This is a genomic window from Sphingomonas jejuensis, assembly GCF_011927695.1.
GTDB lineage: Bacteria > Pseudomonadota > Alphaproteobacteria > Sphingomonadales > Sphingomonadaceae > Sphingomonas_K > Sphingomonas_K jejuensis.
Window position 1 is genome coordinate 848634 of the sequence record NZ_JAATJE010000002.1, and the last position, 24430, is coordinate 873063.

22 protein-coding genes are annotated in these 24430 nt (G+C 70.2%); 4 read left to right on the plus strand and 18 right to left on the minus strand.

Annotation, left to right across the window (positions count from 1 at the left end; genetic code table 11):
- From GGR88_RS13715 to GGR88_RS13750, 8 genes are all read right to left on the minus strand, one after another.
- Complete coding sequence (locus GGR88_RS13715) at nucleotides 1-1233, minus strand: efflux RND transporter periplasmic adaptor subunit (RefSeq protein ID WP_245196975.1); 1233 nt, start codon at nucleotides 1231-1233, stop codon at nucleotides 1-3.
- Between the two features lie 135 nt (nucleotides 1234-1368).
- The gene (locus tag GGR88_RS13720) at nucleotides 1369-2001 is read right to left on the minus strand and encodes a DUF4198 domain-containing protein (RefSeq protein WP_167955991.1); all 633 of its coding nucleotides are present in this window, start codon (nucleotides 1999-2001) and stop codon (nucleotides 1369-1371) included.
- A complete protein-coding gene (locus GGR88_RS13725) occupies nucleotides 1995-2315 on the minus strand; it encodes a DUF3325 family protein (protein ID WP_167955993.1) in 321 nt (106 codons plus the stop codon). Before GGR88_RS13725 ends, GGR88_RS13720 begins: the two co-directional genes overlap by 7 nt.
- Nucleotides 2312-3922 (minus strand): PepSY-associated TM helix domain-containing protein, encoded by a 1611-nt coding sequence (locus GGR88_RS13730; RefSeq protein ID WP_167955995.1) that lies wholly within the window; start codon nucleotides 3920-3922, stop codon nucleotides 2312-2314. Before GGR88_RS13730 ends, GGR88_RS13725 begins: the two co-directional genes overlap by 4 nt.
- A complete protein-coding gene (locus GGR88_RS13735; RefSeq protein WP_167955997.1) occupies nucleotides 3919-4233 on the minus strand; it encodes a hypothetical protein in 315 nt (104 codons plus the stop codon). Before GGR88_RS13735 ends, GGR88_RS13730 begins: the two co-directional genes overlap by 4 nt.
- Entirely contained in the window at nucleotides 4230-6566 is a 2337-nt protein-coding gene (locus tag GGR88_RS13740) for a TonB-dependent siderophore receptor (protein WP_342449808.1), read from the minus strand. The genes GGR88_RS13735 and GGR88_RS13740 overlap by 4 nt, the downstream gene beginning before the upstream one ends.
- A gap of 127 nt (nucleotides 6567-6693) precedes the next feature.
- The gene (locus GGR88_RS13745; RefSeq protein ID WP_167955999.1) at nucleotides 6694-9036 is read right to left on the minus strand and encodes a putative bifunctional diguanylate cyclase/phosphodiesterase; all 2343 of its coding nucleotides are present in this window, start codon (nucleotides 9034-9036) and stop codon (nucleotides 6694-6696) included.
- A complete protein-coding gene (locus GGR88_RS13750) occupies nucleotides 9033-9626 on the minus strand; it encodes a cupredoxin domain-containing protein (protein ID WP_167956001.1) in 594 nt (197 codons plus the stop codon). The genes GGR88_RS13745 and GGR88_RS13750 overlap by 4 nt, the downstream gene beginning before the upstream one ends.
- 136 nt (nucleotides 9627-9762) lie before the next feature.
- On the opposite strand from GGR88_RS13750, the gene GGR88_RS13755 reads away from it, so the two are divergent.
- The 4 genes from GGR88_RS13755 (at nucleotide 9763) to GGR88_RS13770 (ending at nucleotide 14028) form a co-directional block, all read left to right on the plus strand.
- Nucleotides 9763-10632, plus strand: a complete 870-nt coding sequence (locus GGR88_RS13755; protein WP_167956003.1) for a DUF3034 family protein — start codon at nucleotides 9763-9765, stop codon at nucleotides 10630-10632.
- A gap of 6 nt (nucleotides 10633-10638) precedes the next feature.
- A complete protein-coding gene (locus tag GGR88_RS13760; protein WP_167956005.1) occupies nucleotides 10639-11112 on the plus strand; it encodes a group I truncated hemoglobin in 474 nt (157 codons plus the stop codon).
- Between the two features lie 116 nt (nucleotides 11113-11228).
- Nucleotides 11229-12311, plus strand: coding sequence for an extracellular catalytic domain type 1 short-chain-length polyhydroxyalkanoate depolymerase (locus GGR88_RS13765; RefSeq protein WP_167956007.1), 1083 nt, complete (start codon nucleotides 11229-11231; stop codon nucleotides 12309-12311).
- 49 nt (nucleotides 12312-12360) lie between these two features.
- Nucleotides 12361-14028 carry an MFS transporter gene (locus GGR88_RS13770; RefSeq protein WP_167956010.1) on the plus strand — a complete coding sequence of 556 codons (1668 nt, stop codon included), beginning with the start codon at nucleotides 12361-12363 and terminating at the stop codon, nucleotides 14026-14028.
- A 31-nt stretch (nucleotides 14029-14059) separates the two neighbouring features.
- On the opposite strand, the gene GGR88_RS13775 is transcribed toward GGR88_RS13770, so the two are convergent.
- The 10 genes from GGR88_RS13775 to tsaB all read right to left on the minus strand — a co-directional run bounded on the left by GGR88_RS13775 (nucleotide 14060) and on the right by tsaB (nucleotide 24410).
- Entirely contained in the window at nucleotides 14060-15400 is a 1341-nt protein-coding gene (locus tag GGR88_RS13775) for a PQQ-dependent sugar dehydrogenase (protein ID WP_167956012.1), read from the minus strand.
- Nucleotides 15401-15475: 75 nt separating this feature from the next.
- Nucleotides 15476-16402, minus strand: a complete 927-nt coding sequence (locus tag GGR88_RS13780; RefSeq protein WP_167956014.1) for a hemolysin family protein — start codon at nucleotides 16400-16402, stop codon at nucleotides 15476-15478.
- 12 nt (nucleotides 16403-16414) lie between these two features.
- Nucleotides 16415-16927, minus strand: a complete 513-nt coding sequence (gene ybeY / locus GGR88_RS13785; RefSeq protein ID WP_167956024.1) for an rRNA maturation RNase YbeY — start codon at nucleotides 16925-16927, stop codon at nucleotides 16415-16417.
- 8 nt (nucleotides 16928-16935) lie between these two features.
- On the minus strand, nucleotides 16936-17943 hold the full coding sequence (locus GGR88_RS13790) for a PhoH family protein (RefSeq protein WP_167956026.1): 1008 nt from the start codon (nucleotides 17941-17943) through the stop codon (nucleotides 16936-16938).
- A 420-nt stretch (nucleotides 17944-18363) separates the two neighbouring features.
- Nucleotides 18364-20685 carry an EAL domain-containing protein gene (locus tag GGR88_RS13795; protein WP_167956028.1) on the minus strand — a complete coding sequence of 774 codons (2322 nt, stop codon included), beginning with the start codon at nucleotides 20683-20685 and terminating at the stop codon, nucleotides 18364-18366.
- A gap of 78 nt (nucleotides 20686-20763) precedes the next feature.
- A complete protein-coding gene (gene miaB, locus GGR88_RS13800) occupies nucleotides 20764-22101 on the minus strand; it encodes a tRNA (N6-isopentenyl adenosine(37)-C2)-methylthiotransferase MiaB (RefSeq protein WP_167956030.1) in 1338 nt (445 codons plus the stop codon).
- A gap of 8 nt (nucleotides 22102-22109) precedes the next feature.
- Nucleotides 22110-22886: a lysophospholipid acyltransferase family protein gene (locus GGR88_RS13805; RefSeq protein ID WP_167956032.1), complete on the minus strand. Its 777-nt coding sequence runs from the start codon at nucleotides 22884-22886 to the stop codon at nucleotides 22110-22112.
- Nucleotides 22858-23280: a Fur family transcriptional regulator gene (locus GGR88_RS13810; RefSeq protein ID WP_167956034.1), complete on the minus strand. Its 423-nt coding sequence runs from the start codon at nucleotides 23278-23280 to the stop codon at nucleotides 22858-22860. Before GGR88_RS13810 ends, GGR88_RS13805 begins: the two co-directional genes overlap by 29 nt.
- A 60-nt stretch (nucleotides 23281-23340) precedes the next feature.
- Nucleotides 23341-23811, minus strand: coding sequence for a GNAT family N-acetyltransferase (locus GGR88_RS13815; RefSeq protein WP_167956036.1), 471 nt, complete (start codon nucleotides 23809-23811; stop codon nucleotides 23341-23343).
- Complete coding sequence (gene tsaB / locus GGR88_RS13820) at nucleotides 23808-24410, minus strand: tRNA (adenosine(37)-N6)-threonylcarbamoyltransferase complex dimerization subunit type 1 TsaB (protein ID WP_342449809.1); 603 nt, start codon at nucleotides 24408-24410, stop codon at nucleotides 23808-23810. Before tsaB ends, GGR88_RS13815 begins: the two co-directional genes overlap by 4 nt.
- Between the last annotated feature and the right edge of the window lie 20 nt (nucleotides 24411-24430).

Consider the following 24430-nt stretch of genomic DNA (forward strand, 5'->3'; position numbering starts at 1 on the left):
TCAGTTCGCCTTGGCGGCGGCGCCGTTTCCGCTGCCGGCGCCGCCCTCACCGTTGCCCTCGGCGGGCGGCGGCGCGATGCGCTGCGGCGCACTGGCGGGCACGGGCCTGATCTGCGCGCCCGGCCGCAGGTTGGCCGTGCCCTGCACGATCACCCGGTCGCCGGGGTTCAGCCCGCGCGTCACCACCCAGTTCCCGCCCTGCGTGCGGTCGGCCACCACCTGCCGGCGGACGGCGGTGTTGTTCGGGCCGACCACGAACACGGATGCCTCGCCGGTCGGCTGGCGCTGCAGGGCCGGCTGCGGCACCAGGATCGCGCGCTGGTCGATCGCCTGGGCAAAGCCCGCCCGCACGAACATGCCGGGCAGCAGGATGCCCTGCGGATTGGGGAAGCGGGCGCGCAGCGTCACCGTGCCGGTCGCCGGGTCCACCATCGCCTCGGCGAACTGCACGGTCCCGGTCTGGCCGTAATCGCTGCCATCCTCCAGCGTCAGCCGCACCGCCGCCGATGCCGGCACCACGCCGCCTGTCGCCAGCGACCGGCGGAGCGCTAGCAGGTCGGCGCTCGATTGCTGGATGTCGACAAAGATCGGGTCCAGCCGCTGGATCACGGTCAGGGGGTCCGCCTGGCCGACCGTCACCAGCGCGCCCTCGGTGAACAGCGACCGTCCGATGCGTCCGGTGATCGGCGCCGGCACGCGCGTGAAGCTCAGGTTGACGCGCGCCGTCTCCAGCTGCGCCCGGCTCTGCTCCACGGCGGCGGCGGCCTGGTTCGCCTGGGCGGCGGCGTCCGTGTAATCCTGCGCGCTCACCGCCTCGATCTCGGCGAGCGGGCGGAAGCGATCGGCACGGATCCGCGTCGCCTCGGCATTGGCGCGCGCGCTGTTCAGGTTGGCCTGCGCCTCGTTGGCGGCCGCGCGGTACACGCGCGGATCGATCTCATAGAGCGTCTGTCCGGCGCGGACGATCGTGCCTTCGGTGAAGAAGCGCCGGCGGATGACGCCGGCCACCTGCGGGCGCACCTCCGACATCTGATAGGCGGTGACCCGGCCGGCCAGGTCCACCGTCACCGGCACGCTGGTCGTCTGAACGGTCACGAAGCCGACCTGCGCGGGGCCGCGTGCGCCGCGGCCGCCCTCCTTGTCCGCCTCCTCGGCGGATCCGCAGGCCGTCAGCGTGAGGGCGGAAGCAAGGATCGCCGCGGACAGGATCCCGCGGCCGGTTCGTGACGTCAATTGGCGATCCTGACTGACCTGGACGAAGGCGCGGGGGGCCGCGCACCGGGTGGATGGTCCGCTGTGATAACGTCCATCAACCCGATCGCGAAGCGCCGAATGCGCTTCTGTCATCGGTGGTCGGTCGGACCTTGATCAGGGCTGAACGAAACTGGTCGTCGTGATCCGGTGGAGCTTCTGGACGGTGCCGCCCGGCAGGGTGTGGCTGCCGTCCTCCGCCACCGCCGCCACCAGCAGGTAGCGTCCGGGCACCTGCGGAGTGACGGTCACGGTGCCGGCGGCGTCGGTCTTCAGCGTGCTGGTGCTCCGGTCCGGCGCCACCAGCGTCACGTCCGTCCCCGCCGCGGGCCGCCCGTCGCGCAGCACGGTGAAGCGGTCGCCGTTCGCCGCCGCCGGGACGATCTCGAAGGGCAGTTCATGGCGCGGCTCGGCGCGCCCGGCGCGGGCGTAGTAGATCACGCCCTCGCGCGCCCCGTCCTCGCCCCACGGCGCGAACACATTGTCGTCCCAGGCGCGCACATCGCCGGCAGGCACCGCCACCTCGATGAAGCCCGCGCGGCGCACCTGTTCGGCGGTGGACGCCGGCACCAGCCGCGGCTGGCGCAGCTTGGCGAACTCAGGGTCGCCGCCCGGCGGCAGCGGCTCGGCCGGCTCGCCCAGGTAGATGCGCGCAGGCCCGGCGCCGTCGCGCTCGATCCACACCTCGTGCGCGCTCGCGGCGGCGGCAGTGCCCAGCATCAACAGGGCAAGCAGCGTCTTCGTTACCATGGTCGTCTCCGGATGGATGAGGCTGCCGGCCGCACGCCGGTCGCGGGCGGGGCGGGCAGGAGGTTGAGGAGCAGAAAGCTGATGCCCGCGCCCGTCATGACGGTGCCGCAGGCCAGCACGGGGCCGAAGATCCAGCCCGACCCGATCACCGGGGGCATAAGGCTCAGCGCCAACAGGATCCAGCCGATCGCGCGCATCCGCCGCTTGCGCTCCGGCGCGGGCAGCAGGCCGAATCGGCGGCGGTAATGCGCGTCGGTGGCCAGCCCCAGCATGCCGAAGCCGACGGTGGCGAGCAGGATGGCAAGCGCGCTCACGCGGCCGGCTCCAGCGCCACGCGTCGCGGCGCGATCTTCGCCGCTACCCGGCTCTCCCGACGTCGCGTCGCCTTCGGCCGGTATCGCGACACCCGCCGCGCCACCGCCAGATAGCCGATCCCGAACAAGAGCAGCACCGCGTCGATCGACGCCAGCGCCCAGTCTCCCGACATCAGCGTGGCCGGCAGCCCCACGCGCGTGGCCACCATGTTGAACAGCGGCAGCATGACCAGCATCAGGCCGGTCGCCGCCAGCTGCCACGCCCATGCCCGCTTCGGCGTCTGGATGAACCCCGCGACCGCCGCCGCGCCCCAGACGATGAACAGCCAGTGGACCTCCCACGCCGCGCGGTCGGCCATGCCCGCCGGCAGCAGGCGGTTGGCCCACAGCATCGCGGCCGTGCCGAGCGGAAAGCCCGCGATGAAGGCGATGTTCAACCGCTCGACCACGCGAAAGCCCAGATAGGGACGGGTGGGGTCGGGCAGCTTCTCGCGCCGCTTCACCGTCCACATGACCAGCCCGCTCGCCACCATCAGCGATCCCGCGACCCCGCCCAGGAAGTAGATCCAGCGCGTCACCGGATCGGCGAAGCGCCCGGCATGCAGCCCGATCATCGCTCCGGCCGTCACCGCCGCGGCTCCGGGTGGCGGCGATTGCCAGATCAGCGCGCCCGTTGTCCCGTCATAGGTGACGCGCGGCGGCCGCGTGTTCAGCATGGATGCGGCCGCGCGGGTCACGCTGATGCGCTGCGCCCGGTCGCCCGCCTCGGCCACCTCGACATAGCCTGCCGGCCCGCCCAGCCGCCGTTCGGCATCGCGCACCACATCGGTCAGCCGCACCATCGGCGCGGCCACGCCCGTGCGCTCGACCGCCTCGGCCTGCGGGAACACCGTCTTCGAAAAGCCGGTTTCGTCCGCGTAGTTGGCGACCACCGCCCACGGCATCAGCAGCGCCATCAGCGTGACGAGCCCGGTATAGGTGATCATCAGGTGGAACGGCAGCGCCAGCACCGCCGTCGCGTTGTGCCCGTCGAGCCACGACCGCTGCCCCTTGCCGCGCCTCAGCGTGAAGAAGTCGCGGAAGATCTTCTTGTGGGTCACGATCCCGCTCAGGATCGCGACCAGCATCATCATGGTCGCCAGCCCGACCAGCCAGCGCGCCCAGATGACCGGCATGTAATGAAGGTCGAAGTGGAAGCGGTAGAAGAACTCCCCGCCCCGCGTGTCGCGCGCCGTTGACACCTGGCCGTTCGCGTCGATCAGCGCCTGGGTGTCGCGCCGCCCGCGTCCACCGCGTCCGCGGCCGCGTGGCTCGCCCGGCTTCGGCTGCGGCTGCCAGAACAGCGCCGCCCCCGGCGACCGCGCGTTCGCCATCGTGATGAACCAGGATTTGGCGTCGGGCACCTTGGCCTCCAGGAAGCGCTGCGCCCCGTCCAGAGCGCGCAGCGGCTGTTCCACGCGCGGCAGCTCCGGCCGCATCCAGCGATTGAGCGCCTCGCGCCCGAACGCGATCGTGCCGGCCACGAACACCAGGAACAGCACCCATCCGAGCAGCAGCCCCGACCAGGTGTGGAGCAGCGCCTGCGACTGGCGGAATCCCTGGCTCATGCCGCCACCACCGGTCCGGCGGCCATCCAGGCGATCGCGGCCGCGATCCCGCCCAGCAGCATCAGCACGGCCATCGCGCGCACGCCGCTGCGCGCGGCAAAGGCCCCCATCGCCGCCACCGCACAGACGACAAAGGCGATCAGCGTCGCCCAGATCGTCGCCTCGGACGGGCCGCCAGGCAGCGTGCGGGCAAGCGCCATCGCCCACAGGCTCGCCACGGCATATCCGACCGGCACGGCCGCAAGGACGCGCAGCACGACGTCACCGCGTCGTGCCCAGCGTCGCCGCGCGCCCGTGCCGACCGCGCTCACTGGAAGGTGTACCTGACCGTCGCGAACACGCTGCGCGGCTGCCCGAAATAATTGCCGCGCCCTGTCGACGAGATGCGCGCATAATAGGTCTTGTCGAGCAGGTTGTTGACGTTGACCGACAGGCTCAGCTGCTCGGTCAGGCGGTAACCCGCCCGCAGGTCCACCACCGCATAGCCTTCCTGCCGCACGACCGACGATACCGTCGGTCGGCCGTTCGCCCCGATGATCGACGGCGTGCCGCCGAACGTCTCGCTGAACCATGTCACGCTGCCGCCGATGCTGCCCCCGGCAAGCGGGCCGTCGCTTGGCGCATAGTTGGTGAACAGCTTCACCATGTGCTCTGGGATGATGGGCGTCAGCGCCAGCCCCTCGAACTGCGGCTGCGTGTCCTCCAGATATTCGGTGGTGGTGTAGCTATATCCGCCGTTCACCCGCCAGTCGGGCAGGATCTCGCCGCTCGCTTCCAGCTCCACGCCGCGCGCGCGCACCCGGCCGACCTGCAGGAAGGTCAGCGGATCGTCCGGCGGGTTGAAGTTCCGGTTGCCCTGCGTGATCTGGTAGACCGCGGCCGACAGCAGCAGCCGGTCGGCCATCAGCGTCAGCTTGGTGCCCGCCTCATATTGATCGCCCAGCAGCGGCTGCACCTCGCCGCCGCCCAGCAGCGTGCGTCCGGCCGGCGCCGACTGCGGCGTGAAGCTGTCGGCATAGCTGGCGTAGACGTTCAGGTTCTCGGTGATGTCCCAGACCAGCCCGGCATAGGGCGTGAAGCGGCCGTCATAGCCGAGGTTGGTCTGCGGCAGCAGCCGGGGCAGCACCGTCTGCGCATCCTGGTCCCACCAGGTCAGCCGCCCGCCGCCGATCAGCGTCAGGCCCTCCACCGGGCTGAAGCGCAGCTGGCCGTAGATGCCATATTGCTCCACCTGCGTGGTCGTGCCGCCCCAGACCTGGATGACGCAGTTGGCAGGCGCGGGCGTCACCGGCGTGGTCGATGCCGGGCAGGTCGCGCCCGTTCCCTGCACCGGATAATAGGGCAGGGCGTTGTACGGATCGAGCGGCGGCTCCGCCGGCGACACCGGGTTGAACACGTTGATCCGCGCGAAATTGGACAGCCGCGTGAAATAGCTGTCGTAGTCCTGCGCCTGATAATCGACACCCAGGATCAGCGTCTGCTCACGCCCGAACAGCGGGATGGAGCCGATCGCGTTGGCATCGAACGACGTGTACTTGGCGAAACTGTCGCCGCGGTAGGCAATCTGGTTGGTGGTGCCGCCATTGGCCGGCGTCACCGGCTGGTTGCCGATGTAGCTGTAGACATCGATGCGATCGACATCGCTGTGCATGCCGGTCGCGCGCAGCGTCCACCGGTCGCTCACCTGGTGCGCGATCTCCGCAAAGGCGGTCCAGGTCTCGGACTCGAACCGGTTCCAGTCGGCGCCCAGATAGGTCGACCGCTCGATATCGAGCAGCTGGCCCTCGCTGCCGTCCGCGCCGCCGGCGATCCCGGGCAGGCCGGACTGGATGGCCGGCCGGAACCGGTCGTAATAGCCGCCGGCCGTCACCGTCGTGCGCTCGCCCAGTTCCACCGCGACCACGCCGTAAGCGCCGATGCGGTTGCGATGCGCGACGTCGAAGAACTGGTCCTGGTCCTGCGCCATCACGCCCGCGCGCACGCCGACGCCGCTTGTGACCGGCACCGACACGTCCAGCTCGGCGCGCAGATTGTCCCAGCTGCCATAGCCGAGCGAGGCCTGCATGCGCGCGGTGTCCAGCGGCCGCTTGCGCACCAGGTTGATGCTGCCCGCCGGATTGCCCGATCCGCTGAACAGCCCCGCCGGCCCGCGCAGCACCTCCAGCCGGTCGTAGAAGAACAGGTCGGGCACCACGGCCGGAAAGCCGAACGACAGCGTGGGCACGCCGTCCACCAGATAGTTGTTGATGGCAAAGCCGCGCGACAGGAAGCTCGGGTCCTCGCTGCCGACGCCCGTCACGGTGATGCCGTTGGTGGCGGTCAGCGCGTCTTCCAGCGTGAACAGGTTCTGCGCCTCGATCTGCTCGCGGTCGACCACCGTCACCGTGTTGGGCACGTCCTTCAGCGGGGTCACGGTCTTGCCCACCGCCTGGCCATAGCTCTTGCCGAGCACGATGATGTCGTCAGACGCCTGCGCGTCGGCAAAGCTCGCGCCCGCATCGATCGACGCATCGGCAGCCGCATCGACCGCGGCGTCCGCCACTGCACCGGTCGCCGCTGCACCATCGTCGGCCGCTGCCCGGGCCGGCGCGGCGCCGATCCCGCCGATCGCCACCGTTGCAAGAAGGATGCTCGAAAATCGCACGCCAGAACCCCGCTTTTGCTTCTTGCGAATGGTTCTTAGTCGCGAGTCTGTTGCGAGTCACTAGCATTATCAAATTATTCGAGCGGAGCGCCCCGCAGCGCCGGCCGGCATCCTCCACCCCGCGTCGCTAGGCGGCATCCTCCATGCGCGTGCCGATCAGCGCGTCGACCTCGCTCGACGACACCGGCCGGCTGAACAGATAGCCCTGGATGTTGTCGCAACCCTCGCCGCGCAGCCGGCTCAGCTGGGCGGCGTCCTCCACGCCCTCTGCGGTGATGTCCATGCCCAGCGCTTTCGCAAGGTGGACGATCGCGCGGACGATCGCGGCCGAACCCGCGTCGCGCGCCACGTCGGTGACGAACGACCGGTCGATCTTGATCTTGTCGAAAGGGAAACCGCGCAGATAGCTGAGCGAGGAATAGCCGGTGCCGAAATCGTCCAGCGCGATGCGGATGCCCATCGACCGCAGCCGGTGCAGCAGCGCGACTACCGCTTCCTCCCCCTCGAGGAACACCGACTCCGTGATCTCGATCTCCAGCCGCTCCGGCGGCAGCCCGCTCGCCGCCAGCGCCTGCATGACGATCGCCGGAAAGCCGGAATTGCGGAACTGCAGCGGCGACACGTTCACCGCGACCCGCACATGCGCGGGCCAGCGGCGCGCCTCGCGGCATGCCTCGTGCAGCACCCATTCGCCGATCGCGATGATCAGCCCGCTGTCTTCCGCGATGCCGATGAAGTCGCTCGGCAGCACCAGCCCGCGCTCCGGATGGCGCCAGCGCAAAAGCGCCTCCAGGGCACCGACGCGGTTGTTCTTCAGGTCGAGCACCGGCTGGTAATGCAGCTCGAAATGGCCCAGCCGGATCGCGTCACGCAGGTCCAGCTCCACCTGCCGCCGCCGCCGCGCGGCCGCGTCGAGCTCGGGCTCGAAGAAGCGGAACACGCCGCGCCCGTCCTGCTTGGCGCGGTAGAGCGCCAGGTCCGCGCTCTTCATCAGCGCGTCGGCATCGCTGCCGTCGTTGGGCGCCACCGCGATGCCGATGCTGACGTCGCCGGCGATCTGGTGCTGGTCGGCGTCCAGCGGCTGGCGCATCGCATCCATGATCGCCTGGGCGAGCGCGCGGGGCCGGTCGACGTCGACCTGGCCCGACAGGATGATGGCGAATTCGTCGCCGCCCAGCCGCGCGACCATGCCGTCGGGCGACAGCCCCGTCAGCCGCCGGCCGAGCTGCTGCAGCAACGCGTCGCCGACCGGATGGCCCAGCGTGTCGTTGACGTCCTTGAACCGGTCCAGGTCCAGGCACAGCACCGCCACCTGGTGCCGGTTGCGCTCGCCGGATGCGATCGCCTGGTCCAGCGCCTGGCGGAAATAGGCGCGGTTGGGCAATCCGGTCAGCGTGTCGTGGAACGCCAGGTGGCTGATCCTGTTCTCGCGGTCCTGGATGCCGTCGGCCATGCGGTTGAAGCTGGCCGCCAGTCGGCCGATCTCGTCGCGGCCTTCCACCTCCACCCGGCTGTGCGTGCCTTCCTCCAGCGCGCGTGCCGCCGCATCCAGCGCCGCGATCGGCCGGGCGATGCTCTGCGCCAGCCGCCGGCTCGCCAGCACCACGAGCAGCAGGCCGATCAGGCCGGCCAGCGCGATGCCGATCTGCAGCGATCGATAGGGCGCCAGCGCATCGATCAGCGGATAGCGGATCAGGATCGCGGCCACAGGCTCCGGCCCGACTCCCGCCAGCGGCTTGGCCGTGGCAAAGGCGCGCCCGCTGCTCAGGTTGAGCGTGGCCATCGCCCGTCTGTGGGTCGACTGCTCGATCAGCCGGTCGATCTCCTCCCCGCCGATCTCATGGTCGTCGGCCGCGCGCCAGCCGGCGGCCGTGCGCTGCACGATGGTGGCGCGCAGCGGAATGGCGGACAGCCGCTCCAGCATGTCCATCTCCGCGCCGTCCAGCTTCACCGCGAACACCACCCAGCCGATCTGCATGGGCGCCATGATCGGCGACAGCACCAGCCGATATGCCGCGCCCTCCACGCATACCACGGCATCGCTGCGCCCGTTTTCAAGCGCGAACGGCACGGCGGCAACCGCGTCGGCCAGCGCACCCGGCGTGCCGCTCGCCCCCCCGTCCATGTCGACCATGAAGGCCTCGGTGGCGCCCGCCCGCTTGCGCACATTGGTGAGCGCGGACCGGATGGTCGGCTCGTCCGCGCTCGCCACAGCGTCGCGAAAGCCGAAGTCGCGCGCCAGCATCGCCGCCGATGTCTTCAGCGATCGGGTGCGCAGCGCCCACAGCCGGTCATAGACGCTGCCGTTGGCGGCCAGCTCGGCGCGCACCATCTCCTCGGCGTTCTGCCGGATGATGGTCTGCGCGACGGCCGCCAGGCTGATCAGCGCGGCCGCGAACAGCCCCGCATACAGCACCAGCAACCGGGTGCGCAGCCGGCCGAAGCCTTGAAGGCGCAACCACGACCTCATCGGACGGTCAGGGTGCTCGCAAGATCGGCGGCCGTGACGGTGAAGGCCTGCGCCATGCTGTTGCCGCGCGCCCGGATGCTCGGGTGCCACACGCGCACGGTGGCGCTTCCGGCCGGCACCTGGGCCAGCGTCACGCGCCCGTCCGCTCCCGACTGCGCGACAAAGGGCGTCGCGGTGACGAACACGAACGCGCTCATCGCGTCATGGATGTTGCACCCCAGCGCCACCACGCCCGGCTGGTCGAACGTCACGCTGTGCGTCTCGTCCCGGCCATAAAGCGGCAGGTCCAGCCGCTTCGGGCGCGAAAAGGAATAAACATGGTGCCGCACCCGGTCGCGGTTCGGAAAGCTGACGCTGGCCCCGACGGGCACGATCAGGACGTGCGGCTGGAACTGGATGTCGCGCTGTTCCATCACATAGGGGCCGCGCACCGGCGCGGCCGCGCCCCCGGCGACCTCCACCGTCACCACCGCGCCCGGCAAGGGCTGGCCGCCCGGCCCGCGCACCTGGAAGGACAGTGTCGCCGCCTCCGCCGCGGCGGGCGCGATCAGGGCGGTGAGGAGGAGGCCGGCATGAAGGAAGGTCCGCATCCCGTCAGGCTAACTCGATTTGGTTGATCCGGAATGAAGAGGCGCTTCACCGTCGCACCCCCGGCCGCCCTCGGTGCGGAAAGTCGGCCTTAACCATTCGGGCCTAATCATCGCGCCGAAACGGGGTGAAGTTCTGATGCGGCTTTGCATGATGGTGGCGGCGGCGGCGCTGCTGGGCGCCGGCGCGCCGGCAGCTGCGCATGGCGACGGGCGCGCGGGCGGCAAGCTCTTGCTGACCAACGGCGTGTCGACGGTCGAAGGTGCGTCGGGCGGGGGTATCTCCACCTGGGCGCTGATCGCCGGCAACGAGACGCGCGACGGCATCGGCGCGTCCGCCCATGTCTCGGTCGCCTTCCTGCCCGACTATCGCTTCCAGTCGCACGGCGTAGCACTCGGCCTCTGGGACCGGGTGGAGCTCAGCTACGCCCGCCAGAACCTCGACACGCGCGATGTCGGCGCCGCGCTCGGTATCGGGCGCGGCACGATCCTCAGCCAGGACGTATACGGGGCAAAGCTCCGTCTGTTCGGCGATGCCGTGTTCGACAGCCCGTGGCTCCCGCAGGTCGCAGTCGGCGTGCAGCACAAGCGCGCGCTGGATGCCCCCATCGCCGCCGCCGTCGGCGCGCGCGATGATCGGGGCACGGACGTCTATGTTTCCGCCACCAAGCTCATCCTTCGCCACAGCCTGCTGGTCGGCGCGGCCGTGCGCCGGACGGCCGCCAACCAGACCGGGCTGCTCGGCCATGGCGGGGCGGGCGGGGGCGCCGCGCTGCAGGTCGAAGGCTCGCTTGGCTGGCAGCTGTCCCGCCGCACCGTGATCGGCGTCGAATATCGAACAAAGCCCGACAATCTCGGCTTCGCGCGGGAGGATGATTGGGCGACCGCCTATCTCGCCCATGCGCTCACCCCCAACGTCACCGCGACCGTCGCGGTCGTGGATCTCGGCTCCATCGCCACGGCCGATGATCAGCGCGGCGTCTTTCTCTCCCTCCAGGGAAGCTTTTGAGGCTCCATGCTCGTCCAGGCCCTCCTCCTCCTCGCCGCGCAGGCCGCCCCCGTCCCTCCGGGCGAGGAGGCGGTGCCGCCCTATGCGCAGTCCGATGCCAATGCCGGCGCCAGGCCCTTTGCCGGCACCGCCATGCTCGATGCCTTTCACGGCCGCGCCGGCATCGCCCGCATCGTCGATGATCTGGTCGCCACCAACCTGGCCGATCCGCGCATCGCCGACATCTTCCGCGGGCAGGATCTGGTCCGCCTGCGCCGCGTGCTGGGGGAGCATTTCTGCTACCTCCTCGGCGGCGGCTGCACCTACACCGGGCGCGACATGCGCACCGCGCACGCCAACATGGGCGTGCAGGCCAAGGACATGAACGCGCTCGTCGCCAACCTCCAGGCGGCGATGACGCGGGAGGGCGTGGCGTTCGGCGCGCAGAACGCCTTCCTGTCGCGGCTCGCCCCCATGCGCCGCAACGTCGTCACCCGCTAAGGGTCTTTTGCGGCGTCGCTTTTCCCCGCGATCCGCCGATCGTCGCTTGCACGATCGGCCGGCAGGCCCCACCTTTGCTGCAGCGCAGCATCGTTGTGTTGCCTTGGGAGACGAACATGCCGACGCTCAGCGACACCCTGGCACGGCTGAAGGCGGCCCGCACCGCCCCGGTCGGCCGCGCGCCGGGTCCCGACCGGCTGTCCGACCTTCCCGGCTGGCGCGGGTCGGCGCGGCTCAGGGCGCGCATGTTCGTGCCGGCCGCGCTGCCGGATCGGGCGCCGCTGGTGGTGGTGCTCCATGGCTGCAAGCAGGACGCCGCCGGCTATGATGCCGGCGCCGGCTGGTCGACGCTGGCGGAACGCCACGGCTTTGCGCTGCTGTTTCCAGAACAGCAGACGGCCAACAATCCCAACCGCTGCTTCAACTGGTTCGACCCGGCCAATGCCGCGCGCGGGCGGGGCGAGGCGGCGGCCATCGCGGAGATGGTCGGCCTGATGGTCGACCGCTACGGCCTCGATCCGGCGCAAGTGTTCATCGGCGGGCTGTCGGCCGGCGGCGCGATGACGGCGGTGATGCTCGCCACCTATCCGGAGCTGTTCGCCGGCGGCGCGATCATCGCCGGGCTTCCGTTCGGCACCGCGCGCACCGTGCCGCAGGCGTTCGATCGCATGCGCGGGCAGGGCGGGCCGCGCGGCGACGCGCTCGCCACGCTGGTGCGCGACGCGTCGGATCATCGCGGCCCCTGGCCGAGGCTGTCGATCTGGCACGGCGATGCCGATCGCACCGTCAGCGACGCCAATGTCGACATCCTGCTCGATCAATGGCGCCCGCTCCACGGCGCGGGCGACGCGCCCGATCATGTCGGCACCATCGATGGTCACCGCCGCCGCGTCTGGCGCGATGCCGCCGGCCGCGACGCGATCGAGGTGATCGACATCGCCGGCCTGGGCCACGGCACGCCGCTCGGCACCGGCGGGGAGGACGGGCTGGGCGCCGCCGGCCCCTTCATGCTGGAAGCCGGCATTTCCTCCACCCGCCACATCGCCGCCTTCTGGGGCCTTGCCGAAGGAGCCCCGACGGCATCGCCGCGCCCGAACCGCGCCCCCGCGCCCGCGCCACAGGCGTCGCCGGCCGCGCCGCAGGATCCGATCGGGCGGATCATCGACGACGCGCTCCGCTCGGCCGGGCTGCTGCGCTGATCGTCCGGTCGGGCACCACCGCCGGGCTCGGTCGTTTGCCACCGCGTCCATGACCGATCAGCCCGCCGCCGACACGCCCCCGCCATCGCCGCTGCGCCAGCCCATCTTCCGGGCGGTGTGGATCGCCAGCATGGCGTCCAACTTCGGCGGGCTCATCCAGTCGGTGGGCGCGTCCTGGATGATGACCACCATCGCCGGCTCGCCCCAGCTGGTCGCGCTGGTGCAGGCCTCCGTCACGCTGCCGATCATGCTGCTGTCGCTGCTCGCCGGCGCGGTCGCCGACAGCCTTGATCGGCGCAAGGTGATGCTGGCGGCGCAGCTGTTCATGCTCGTCGTGTCGGTTGCGCTCACCGCCTGCGCGTGGACCGGGCTGCTGTCGCCGCTGCTGCTGCTCGCCTTCACCTTCCTGATCGGCTGCGGCACTGCCTTCAACGGCCCGGCCTGGCAGGCCTCGGTCGGCGACATGGTGCCGCGCGCATCGCTGCCCAGCGCGGTTGCGCTCAACTCCATGGGGTTCAACATCGCGCGCTCCGCCGGGCCGGCGATCGGCGGCGCGATCGTGGCGGCGGCCGGCGCGGCGGCGGCCTTTGCCGTCAACGCGGTCAGTTACATCGGGCTCATCGCGGTGCTCGCACGCTGGCGCCCGGTGCGTCCGCCGCGCCTCCTCCCGCGCGAGACGATCGGCGTCGCGATGGCGGCAGGCGTGCGTTACGTCGCGATGTCGCCGGAAATCCGCGTGGTGCTGATGCGCGCGCTTCTGTTCGGCATCGCCGCCAGCGCGGTGCCCGCGCTCATGCCGCTGGTTGCGCGCACCTCCGTCACCGGCGGCCCGCTCACCTACGGGCTTCTGCTCGGCAGCTTCGGGATCGGCGCGGTGGCGGGGGCGCTGTCCAGCGGCCGATTGCGCGCACGCCTCACCACCGAATGGCTGGTCCGCGCCGCCGCGCTCGCGCTCGCGCTTGGGGCGGCCGGCGCCGCGCTCAGTCGCACCCTGGTGCTGACGGCGCCCGCGCTGATGCTGGCGGGGGCAGGGTGGGTGCTCGCGCTGTCGACCTTCAACGTCACCGTGCAGATGGCCGCACCCCGCTGGGTGGTCGCACGAGCACTCGCGCTCTACCAGATGGCGGCCTTCGGCGGCATGGCCGCGGGCAGCTGGCTGTTCGGCGCGCTCGCGGACGATCGCGGCGTCACCGTCGCGCTGCTGGCGGCGTCGGCGGTTCAGGTCGCCGGCGCGCTGGTCGGCCTACGCCTTCCGCTGCCGCAGATCAGCGCGCTGAACCTCGATCCGATCGGCCGCTGGTCGGAACCGGAAACCGCCTTTCCGATCAACGCCCGCACGGGCCCGGTCGTCGTCACCATCGACTATCGGATCGCGCCGAAGGATCAGGTGGCATTCCTCCATGCCATGAACGAGCGCGGGCGCATCCGCCGCCGCGATGGCGCGCGCCACTGGACGCTGCTGCGCGACCTGGCCGAACCCGACAAGTGGATCGAACGCTACCATGTCGCGACATGGCTCGATTACATCCGCCACAACCAGCGCCGCACCCAGGCCGACCTCGCCAACTGGCAGGCGATCCGCGATCTTCACCGGGGGGACGGCCCACCGCAGGTCCACCGCATGATCGAACGGCAGACGGATGCGCCGCCGATGTCGGCGCCCCCGTCGCTGGTCGATGCCAAGGAGCCGATGACCGACCCCCACCGCTCCGCCTGACGGCAGCGGCGGCGGGGCGGCGGCGAGCCCGTTACTGCGCCCGGCCGCTCACCCGCCAGATGCGGTTGCCCGTGTCGTCGGCGACCAGCAGCGATCCGGTGCGGTCCAGGATCACGCCCACCGGCCGTCCGCGGGCGTTGCCGTCCTCGTCCAGGAACCCGGTCAGCACGTCCACCGGCGCGCCGGTCGGAAAGCCGCCGGCGTTAAAGGGGACGTAGATCACCTTGTATCCCGACGGCGGCTTGCGGTTCCACGATCCGTGCAGGCCGATGAAGGCGCCGCTGGTGAACTGCCCGCCCAGCTGCGCGCCCTCGGCAAAGGTCAGGCCCAGCGCCGCGACGTGCGGCCCCAGCGCATAATCCGGCCGCCGCGTATATTCGCGCAGGTCGGGCCGCGCCGGCTGCACGCGCTTGTCCTCGTACCCGCCCCAGTAATTCCACGGCCAGCCGTAAAAGGCGCCTTCCTCGACCAGTGCCAGATAATCGGGGACCAGATCGCCGCCCAGCATGTCGCGCTCGTTGACGACGGTCCACAGCCGGTTGGTCTGCGGCTCCCACGCCAGCCCGTTGGGGTTGCGCAGCCCGCTGGTGAACACGCGGTGCCGCCCGGTCGCGGGATCGACCTCCAGCACGACGGCGCGACCTTCCTCGCTCTCCAGCCCGTTTTCGCCGATGTTGCTGTTCGATCCGACGGTCACGTACAGCCGGCTGCCGTCCGGCGACGCGATGACGTTGCGCGTCCAGTGGTTGTTGGGCGTGCCCGACGGCAGCGCGATCACCCGTCGGCCGGGTGCGTCGATCCGCGTCTGCCCGACCCGGAACGGATAGGCCATCAGCGCGTCGGTGTTGCCGACGAACAGCGTGTCGCCGACCACCGCCATGCCGAAGGGCGAATTCAGCCCTTCCAGCAGCACCGACCGCTGCTCGGCCCGGCCGTCGCCGTCGGCATCCCGCAACAGGGTGATGCGGTTGGCGGACGCGCCGCCGGCGCCCGCCCGCCCCATAAAGAAGGTCTGGATGCGCCGGAACAGGCTCGGGCTCTCGGTCGCGGGCGGCTTGTTGCTTTCGGCCACCAGCACGTCGCCATTGGCCAGCCGCGTCATCCAGCGCGGATGATCCAGGCCGTCGGCGAACAGGTTCACCGACAGGCCTGCCGCCGGCGTCGGCATCTGCCCGTCCGCCCAGCCCACCGGCTTTGCGATGTTGATGGTCGGGAACGTCTCGGTCGACGGCGCGATGATCTGCGGCGTGCGCCCCACCACCGATGCCATCGGCAGCGTCGCGGTCTGCCCACGCGTCACGTACCAGAACCCGCCGCCCACCACGAGCAGGATCAGGAGCAGCAGGAAGGAGACTTTCTGGACCCGGGTCATCGTGCACTCGCCGCTAGCATGGGGGTGTCAGTCTAGACCGTGGCGCCGCCGGGGTGAACCCGCCGCGCGCCCCGCTCAGTCGTCGACGATGGCGGCCTCGGCCACCGCCGGCGCGTGCAGCCGCAGGCGCCGGGCGCGGCGCTCGTCCGCTTCCACCACCTCGATCCGCCAGCCGCTGTCATGCTCCAGCATGTCGCCGGTTTCCGGCACATGCCCGGCCAGGATCAGCGCCAGCCCGCCCAGCGTGTCGACGTCCTCCTCGACCTCGGCCAGCCGCGGATCGATCAGCGCGCCGGCCCGCTCCAGCTCGACCCGGGCGTCCGCGTCCCACAGGCCGGGCTCCACCTCCACCAGCTGCACGGCGGGGGCATCGTCATGCTCGTCCTCGATATCGCCGACGATCTCCTCGACCAGGTCCTCGATGGTGACCAGGCCCTCGGTCCCCGAATATTCGTCTATAACGATCGCCAGGTGCGTGCGCCGAGTGCGCATCTCGGCCAGCAGGTCCAGCACGCCCATCGACTGCGGCACATAGACCGGCTCGCGGATCAGCTCGGCAAAGCCCGACGGCTCCGGCCCGCCCTTGGCCAGGATGGCGAACACGTCCTTCACGTGCACCATGCCGACCACCGTATCCAGGCTGCCGCGGAACACGGGCAGCCGGCTGTGCCCGGCATCGGCGAACAGCTCCACCAGCGTGCGGAACGACGCATCCTCCGGCACCGCGACGATGTCGCTGCGCGGCACGCCGACATCGTCCGCCGTGCGCTCGCCGAAATGGAGGAGGTTCCTCACCATCTGCCGCTCGATCGGCGACAGATCGCCGTTGCCGGGCGGGCCGCCCTCGTCGTCATGCTCCGCGATCGCGTCCTCGATCTGCTCGCGAAGCGATGTTTCCTGTTCTCCGCCGAACAGCATCTGGCGAAGACCGCGCCACAGCTGGGACCCGCCCTCGGCGGAAGAATGTCCCGGCTGGGCGCCGCTACTGGAACCGTCTGACATGGCGTTCGGTGGTCAACCCCCGTGATGATCGTCGTCATAGGGGTCGGCAAGGCCAAGCCCCGCCATGGCCACGCGCTCGAGCGATTCCATCGCTTCCGCCGCGTCCGTCCCCTGATGGTCATAGCCTAGCAGGTGCAGCAGCCCATGGACAACAAGATGGGTTGCGTGATCCTCCAGGCTGATCCGCTTCTCGGCCGCTTCGGCCCGGCACACGCCCTCGGCAAGGACGATGTCGCCCAGCAGCACCTCGCCGTCGTCCGTCGCATCCAGCCCGTCCAGCAAGTCGGGCTGCACCATCGGAAAGGACAGGACGTTGGTCGGCTTGTCCTTGCCGCGATAGCCGGCGTTCAGCGTCTGCACCTCGGCATCGGAGGTAAACCGGACGCTCACCTCGATCGCGGCGGGATTGTCGGCCAGGTGCGCGTGCCGGCTGACCGACAGCGCCTGCCGCACGGCCCGGTCGGCGATCGCCTCCCAGTCCGCCTCCGGCCAGCCGGGCTCCACCTGCACCGCGACGTCAAGCATGGGCCGTCTCACGCATGCGGACGCGCATCCTCGCCCTCATAGGCCTCGACGATGCGCCCGACGATCGGGTGGCGCACCACGTCCGCCGCGCCGAAGCGCACGGTGGCGATGCCCTCCACCCCCTCCAGGCGCCCGACCGCATCGGCCAGCCCGGACCGGCCGATGTCGGGAAGGTCGATCTGCCGCGGGTCGCCGCACACCACCATGCGGCTGTTCTGGCCGAACCGCGTCAGGAACATCTTCATCTGCGCCGGCGTCGTGTTCTGCGCCTCGTCCAGGATCACGAACGCATCGGACAGCGTGCGTCCGCGCATGAAGGCGATGGGCGCGATCTCGATCTCGCCGCTCGCGATGCGCCGCTCCACCTGCTCGGTCGGCAGCATGTCGTACAGCGCGTCGTAGAGCGGGCGGAGATAGGGATCGACCTTCTCCTTCATGTCGCCCGGCAGGAAGCCCAGCCGCTCGCCCGCCTCCACCGCGGGCCGCGACAGGATCAGCCGGTCGACCTGCCCCTGGATCAGCATCTGCACCGCCTGCGCCACCGCGACATAGGTCTTGCCGGTGCCCGCCGGCCCCAGCGCGAAGATCACGTCCGACGATCCCAGCGCCTGCATGTAGCGGATCTGCGTCGCCGACCGCGGCACGATGGTCTTCTTGCGGGTGCGGATGATGATGGCGGGCGGCTCGCTCACATCGGCGCGGATGATGCCGTCCAGCGTCGGCTCGGCTGACATCGCGATCACCGCCTCCACCGCGCCGGAATCGATCTCCTGCCCCTGCACGATCCGGTTGTAGAGCCCGGTCAGCACGTCGCGCGCGCGGCCCGCGGCCTCCGCCTCGCCCTCGATCTGGATCTTGTTGCCACGCGCAGCGATGTAGACGCCCAGCCGGTTCTCGATCGCGACCAGGTTCTGGTCATATTCGCCAAACAGCCGGCCGAGCAGTTGCGGCCGGTCGAACAACACTTCCAGCCGGCTTCGGTCGCCGGACCGGGCAGGCACGGGCTTACGCGACATGGTGCGGGTTCCTGATGGGGACGGGGCGTGCGCGCGGCGAGGGAACGACGATCGGTCGTCGTTCAGGCGTCATGGGTGCGATCGTCGCGAATCACGAAAGCCAAGATGGGGTGCGTCGCCGGGAAACGCCAGCCTCAAGGCACGGCATGACGAACGCACGATGCGGACGCCCGACACGGCTCCGCCACCGCGTCCGAAGCAGGCAATAAAAAGGGCCTGCCGGCGATGCCGGAGGCCCTTCATCCTTCGGTCGAAGGATTGGCCGAACATGTCGCCATGTCCCGCCCTTATACTTCAGCCCTTGGAGCCGCCGCTGCCCCAGCGACCACCGAACAGATAATCCCAGATGCTCATGGTCAACCCTCCACGCGACCGAATCGTCGCTTGGCGTGGTTAACAAGTGATTAACCTTAAGACAAGTCAGGCAGCACTTCTCAGCGGGGTCGGATCGACTTTCGCCAGCAAGATCTGCTTGGCCACCGGGTGGCTCAGCAAGTATCCCTGCGCCAGGTCACAACCCATGCGCTGCAATATATCCAGTGCCTCGCGCCGCTCGACTCCTTCGGCGACAACCTTCAGGCCCAGCAGATGCGCCAGCTGGATCGTGGACGACACCAGAAGGCGGTCGTTCTCCTGCCCGTCCAGCGACTGCACGAAGCTCCGGTCGATCTTGATCTCGGTCGCCGGCACCCGCTTCAGATAGTCGAGCGTGGACATGCCGGTGCCATAGTCGTCGATCGCCACGCCCAGCCCCAGACCGCGCAGCGCGTGAAGCGTGCTCAGGCTCTGACTGTCCGATCCCAGCGCCGCTGTTTCGGTCAGCTCCAGGATCAGGCCGGACGCGGGCAGGCCGTGCCGCGCGAGGATATCGCGCACCTGCTCGACGATCCGCGTCGATTCCAGCAGCTTGGCCGACAGGTTAACCGCCATCACGAAATCGGGGACATGCGCGCGCATCGCGATCGTCGTCGTCACCGCGTCCTCCAGCACATGGAGCGTCAGCTTCTCGATCCGGTTGCTCTGCTCGGCCGCGCCGATGAAGATGTCGGGGCGGATCGGTCCCTTGTCCGGGTGGGTCCAGCGCGCCAGCGCCTCCGCGCCCACGATCATGCGTGTGGCGACGTCATATTTCGGCTGGTACGCCACCCACAGGTCGCCCGCGTCGATCGCGGCGTTCAACTGGCTCAGCATCGACAGCCGCCAGGCGCTGTCTTCCAGCTGCGACGGATCGTGACACTTCCAGTCGATGCCCTCGGACGCCGCCTGCTCGGCCGCCGCCAGCGCGGCGGACAGCCGGTTGGCGACGGGGCGCCCGCGCTCGCGGTCCACGCCCAGCGTCAGGGTCAGGTCGATCTGCGTTTCGCCGACGCTGACCGGGCTCCGGAACAGCGTCTGGATGCTGTCCAGCCGCTCGGCCAGGACGCTCAGGTCGACGTCCGGGTGCAGCATCGCGAACAGGCCGTCGTCGCTCTGGTAGGGGCCCATCGCTCCTGCCATCGCCATCCGCGCCGCGATCCCCTCGACCAGCAGCTTCTCCTGCTCCGGGGCAAGCGAGGACGTGATGTCGGCGAAGTTCAGGACGCGCAGCACGATGATCTGCGATTCGCGCGCGACCGGTTCGATCCGCAGCGCTTCCAGATTGGGCAGTCCGGACACCGGGTTCACCAGCGCACCCTGCGCATAGCTGCGCCGCATGTCCTGCCAGATGAAACGGCCGCCTACGATCAGCGTCAGGAAGATCGCCGGCATCACCTCCAGGTGGATCTGGTGGGCTTCTGCCAGGAACGGGATGCCGATCAGCACGAGGATGGATGGCACCATGATCAGCAGCAGCGATCGGCGGCGGCGGACCAGCGCCATGCCCGCTGCGGCGATCACCGCCGCGGCCAGCGCCGGCAGCATGCCAAGGTTGAGCGGAATGCCACGACGCAGCGTTTCGGCGCCAAGCGCATGGATGTAGACTCCGGGTACCAAGCCGAAGCCAGGCGCCACGCTCATATCTCCAAGGGTGATGCTGGCCGTCCCGACAAGGATCGTCTTGCCGCGAAGACTGTCGAGCGCGATGTGACCCCCAAGGACGTCCGACATGCTGTAAGTCGGAACCTTGGTCAGATCGGTCGAATAATCGATCATGAACTCGCCGCGCGCCGGAGTTGATCGGTTGGCTGCCGCGGCTGAGAAGCTTTGGAACCGGCGTCCCGCCATCTCCATGGAATAAGGGAGCTTCCAAACGGATCCGCCACTGCTCTGCCAGAAATTGATATTGGCGACTTTGGCGGCGCGCTGAAATTGGGGAAGGGGCAAGACGTCGAGCCGGACGTTGCGGATCGGATCAATGACGAACCGCCCGGCGATGGTGACGGGAAGCTTGGCCTGCGCCATGCCGCGCTCGAACGCCCGGTCTTCCGCCGGATCGCTCGGCGACGACATGTCGATGTCAAAGAACACCGGGCCGGCCTCTGCGTTCTCAAGCATCTTGAGGAGCGTGGCATGGTGTGTCCGCGGCCAAGGCCAGCGACCAAGCTCTGCTAGGCTCTTGTCATCGATCGCGATCACGACCACGTCGCCCGACGGCGCCTTCCGAGCCGCGATGTTGCGGAGCATCCGTGCGCCCTGCTCCAGCGGCTCGGCAAAGCCGATCCCGCCGAGGACGGCCATGATCGCCACGATCACGGCCACCGCGCGCAGGCGGCGCTTGCGGTCGAATCGCTTGGGCGCGGTTGTGGAGGCAGGACTGATCATCGCGATCCCGCCTTGCCACCGTGATAGTAAAGGAATCGCTGACACTCGTCCGGCTACGGGACGATTCAGGCACTTACCTCAATCAATCGGGACGGCCGCGCCCGTCACGCTGACCGGGCCGGCGGCCACGATCTCCACCGGCATCAGGTCGCCGATCGCGCCGCCGTCCACCACCACTGACTGCAGCCAGGGCGACTTGCCGATATGCTGGCCCGGGCGCTTGCCCGGCCGCTCCAGCAGCGCATCGGTGCGCCGGCCGACGGTGCCGCGGTTGAACGCCGCCTGCTGCGCGGCGATCAGCGCCTGCAGCCGCTTCAGCCGCTCGTCCGCCACGGCGTCGGGCACCTGGTCCGCCATGGTCGCGGCGGGCGTCCCCGCGCGCGGGCTGTATTTGAAGCTGTAGGCCTGCGCGTGGCCGATCTGGTCGACCAGGGACAGGGTCGCCTCGAAATCCGCATCCGTTTCGCCGGGAAAGTCGACGATGAAGTCGCCGGAGATCGCGATGTCTGGCCGCACCCGGCGGACCCGGTCGATCACCGCCAGATAGGACCGGGCATCGTGGCTCCGGTTCATCGCCTTCAGGATGCGGTCGCTGCCCGCCTGCACCGGCAGGTGCAGGAACGGCATCAGCCGCTCGACATCGCCATGCGCCGCGATCAGCCCGTCGGTCATGTCGTTGGGGTGGCTGGTGGTGTAACGGATGCGGTGCAGCCCCGGCAGCCGGTCGAGCGCGCGGATCAGCCCGTCCAGGCCCTGCGCGCGTCCGGCCTCGTCCTCGCCCGTCCAGGCGTTGACGTTCTGGCCGACCAGCGTGATCTCCTTTGCGCCGCCGTCCACCAGCGCGCGCGCTTCGTCCAGGATCGCGCTCCACCCGCGCGACACCTCGGCGCCGCGGGTATAGGGCACCACACAGTAGGTGCAGAACTTGTCGCAGCCTTCCTGCACGGTCAGGAAGGCGCTCGGCCCGCTCCGTCGCCGCGCCGGCAACCGTCCGAACTTGGCGAGCGCGGGCAGGTCGGTGTCGATGCCGACGCGGCCGGTGGCGGCTTCCGCCACCAGCTCGGGCAGCCGGTGATAGGCTTGCGGCCCCACCACCACGCCGACCTGGCGCGCGCGCCGCACGATCTCGGCACCTTCGGCCTGCGCCACGCATCCCGCCACCGCGATCATCGGCCGGCTGCCGTCCGCCCGGCGCAGCCGGCCGATCTCCGAATAAACCTTCTCCGCGGCCTTCTCGCGGATGTGGCAGGTGTTCAGGACCACCAGTTCGGCCTCGTCGCCGTCCGGGGTCGCCGCCATGCCCTCGGCGGTCAGCAGGTCCGCCATCCGCTCGCCGTCATAGACGTTCATCTGGCAGCCGTAGCTCTTGATGCGAAAGCTCTTGGGCGCGGCGGTCTTGATGGCGGGGGCGTTCATCGCCGGCGCTATAGCGTCCCGCCTCCGCCGCCGGAACCCTGGGATGCGGCCGCCAGGATGCGCCGCCGCGCTTCCGCCGCCACCGCCTTTCTGTCGCCGAAGCGCACCGGATCGAACGGGTGCAACATGTGCACGCGCACGTCGAACCCGCCGCGCCGGCCGAGCAGGCGCCAGCCCGCGTCGCGCGCGCTTTCCTCGGGCTTCCAGGCGATGTCCGCGGCCGCGCGGCCATAATCCACCCAGACCGGCTGCACCATCAGCGGCCGGGGCGGCGGCGCCACCCCCTCGAACAGGGCCGGCTTGAACGGAAGCAGCGTGCGTCCGTCGCCCGTGGTCCCTTCGGCAAACAGCGTCACCGGTTGCGCGCGGGTCAGCGCCTCGCGCAGCGCGGCCACCTGCGCGCCGACCCCGGCGCGCTCGCCCCGCGCGACGAACACGGTCTGGTTGAGCGTCGCGAGCCAGCCGACCAGCGGCCAGTCCTTGATCTCGGCCTTGGCGATAAAGGCGGTGCCCGTGGTCCCGCCCAGCACCAGGATGTCGATCCATCCGATATGGTTGGAGACGATCAGCCCGCCTTCGGGCGCGTCGCCGATGCGCCGGGCGCGCGCGCCGAAGATCCGTCCCACCAGGCCCAGGAACAGGGGCGGAATGCGCCGGCTGCCGAACAGCCGGAACAGCGCATGGATGGGGAGGGCGACGAGAAACAGCGCCGCCGCTGCGGCGATGCGCGCCGATGCCCTCAGGTCGGCGGCCGGATCAGCCCTTGCGATCGAGGGCGACGCCATAGAGCTCCATGCGGTGGTCCACCAGGCGGAACCCCAGCCGCTCGGCGATCTGGCGCTGCAGCAGCTCGACCTCGGGGTCGACGAACTCGATCACCTTGCCCGTTTCCACATCGATCAGGTGGTCGTGGTGCGCCTCGGGCGCGGCTTCATAACGGGCGCGCCCGTCGCCGAAGTCGTGCCGCTCCAGGATGCCGGCTTCCTCGAACAGGCGAACGGTGCGGTACACGGTGGCGATGGAGATGCCGCTGTCCACCGCGGACGCGCGCGCGTGCAGCTTTTCCACGTCGGGATGGTCGTCGCTCTCCGACAGCACGCGCGCGATCACGCGGCGCTGCTCGGTGATCCGCAAACCCTTTTGCGCGCACAGCGCCTCGACGTCGATCTTCCGGTGCATGAAAAGTCCTGTTTCCTGCTCCTGCTTAGCGTGCGGGCGCAGAGCCGTGAAGCATGTTGGTCAAAGGGTGCGCGACAGCGTGACCGCATCCATGCGGTTGCCGCCGGCCCCGTGATAATAATCGCGCCGCCGCCCGATCTCGGCAAAGCCCATGCGGGTGTAGAGCGCGCGCGCCCCATTGCCGTCGCGCACCTCCAGGTGCAACCGGCGAACGCCGCGCGTGCGCGCCTCGGCCACCACCGCCTCCACAAGCGCGGCACCCGTGCCGCGCCGCCGGAACAGCGGCCGCACCCCGATCAGCAGCAGCTCGCCCTCGTCCAGCGTCGCGCGCGCCAGGGCAAAGCCGGCCGGCGTTCCCGCATCGCTTGCGGTCATCAGCCAGGTGCCCGGCAGGCCCAGCAGCCCCGTCACCTGCGGCGCCGTCCACGCCTCGCCGAATGCGGGGTCGAACGCCTCGCCCATCACCTGCATCACCGCGTCGATCGCGATGGTGCCGGTTCGCTCCACCTGCACGGGTTCGGCCGTGGTCATGCCGCCGCCGGCTTCGCGTCAGGCGCACGGCCATAGACCGGTCGCGCGTCCTCGCGCGCCAGCGCGGCAGGGATCAGGAGGACGTCGCGCGCGTCGGGCTCGATCGTCGCCTCGTCCCGCCCGATCGCTCCGGCGCCCGATCCCACGACCGGCCGCGCGCCGATCAGCGCGCCGGCATCGGCGGGGTTCAGCGATTGAAGCGTTCCGACCGGTGACACTTGGCCCTCGAACAGCTGCACGAACAGCTCACCATGGCCGCCGATCAGCACGGCGGCAAGCGCCCCGTCACCCCCGTCGCCGGCGGCACCCCGCGCCGCCGCCTGCGCCGCCAGCAGCGATGTGGAGCGATAGCCGGCAAGCGTCGCGCCCCAGGCGAGCGCCAGCGCGCGCGCTGCCGCGATGCCGACGCGCACGCCGGTGAAGCTGCCCGGCCCCACGTCGACCAGGATCCGCTGCGCCCGGCCCCGCTCCGGCAATCCCGCGATCATCGGGATCAGCCGCTCGGCATGGCCCCGCGCCACGCTTTCATGCGCGTGGGCGACAACCGCCCCGTCCGCGATCAGCGCGACCGAGCAGGCGCTGGTCGCCGTCTCGATCACCAGAACCCTGTCGTCGCCGC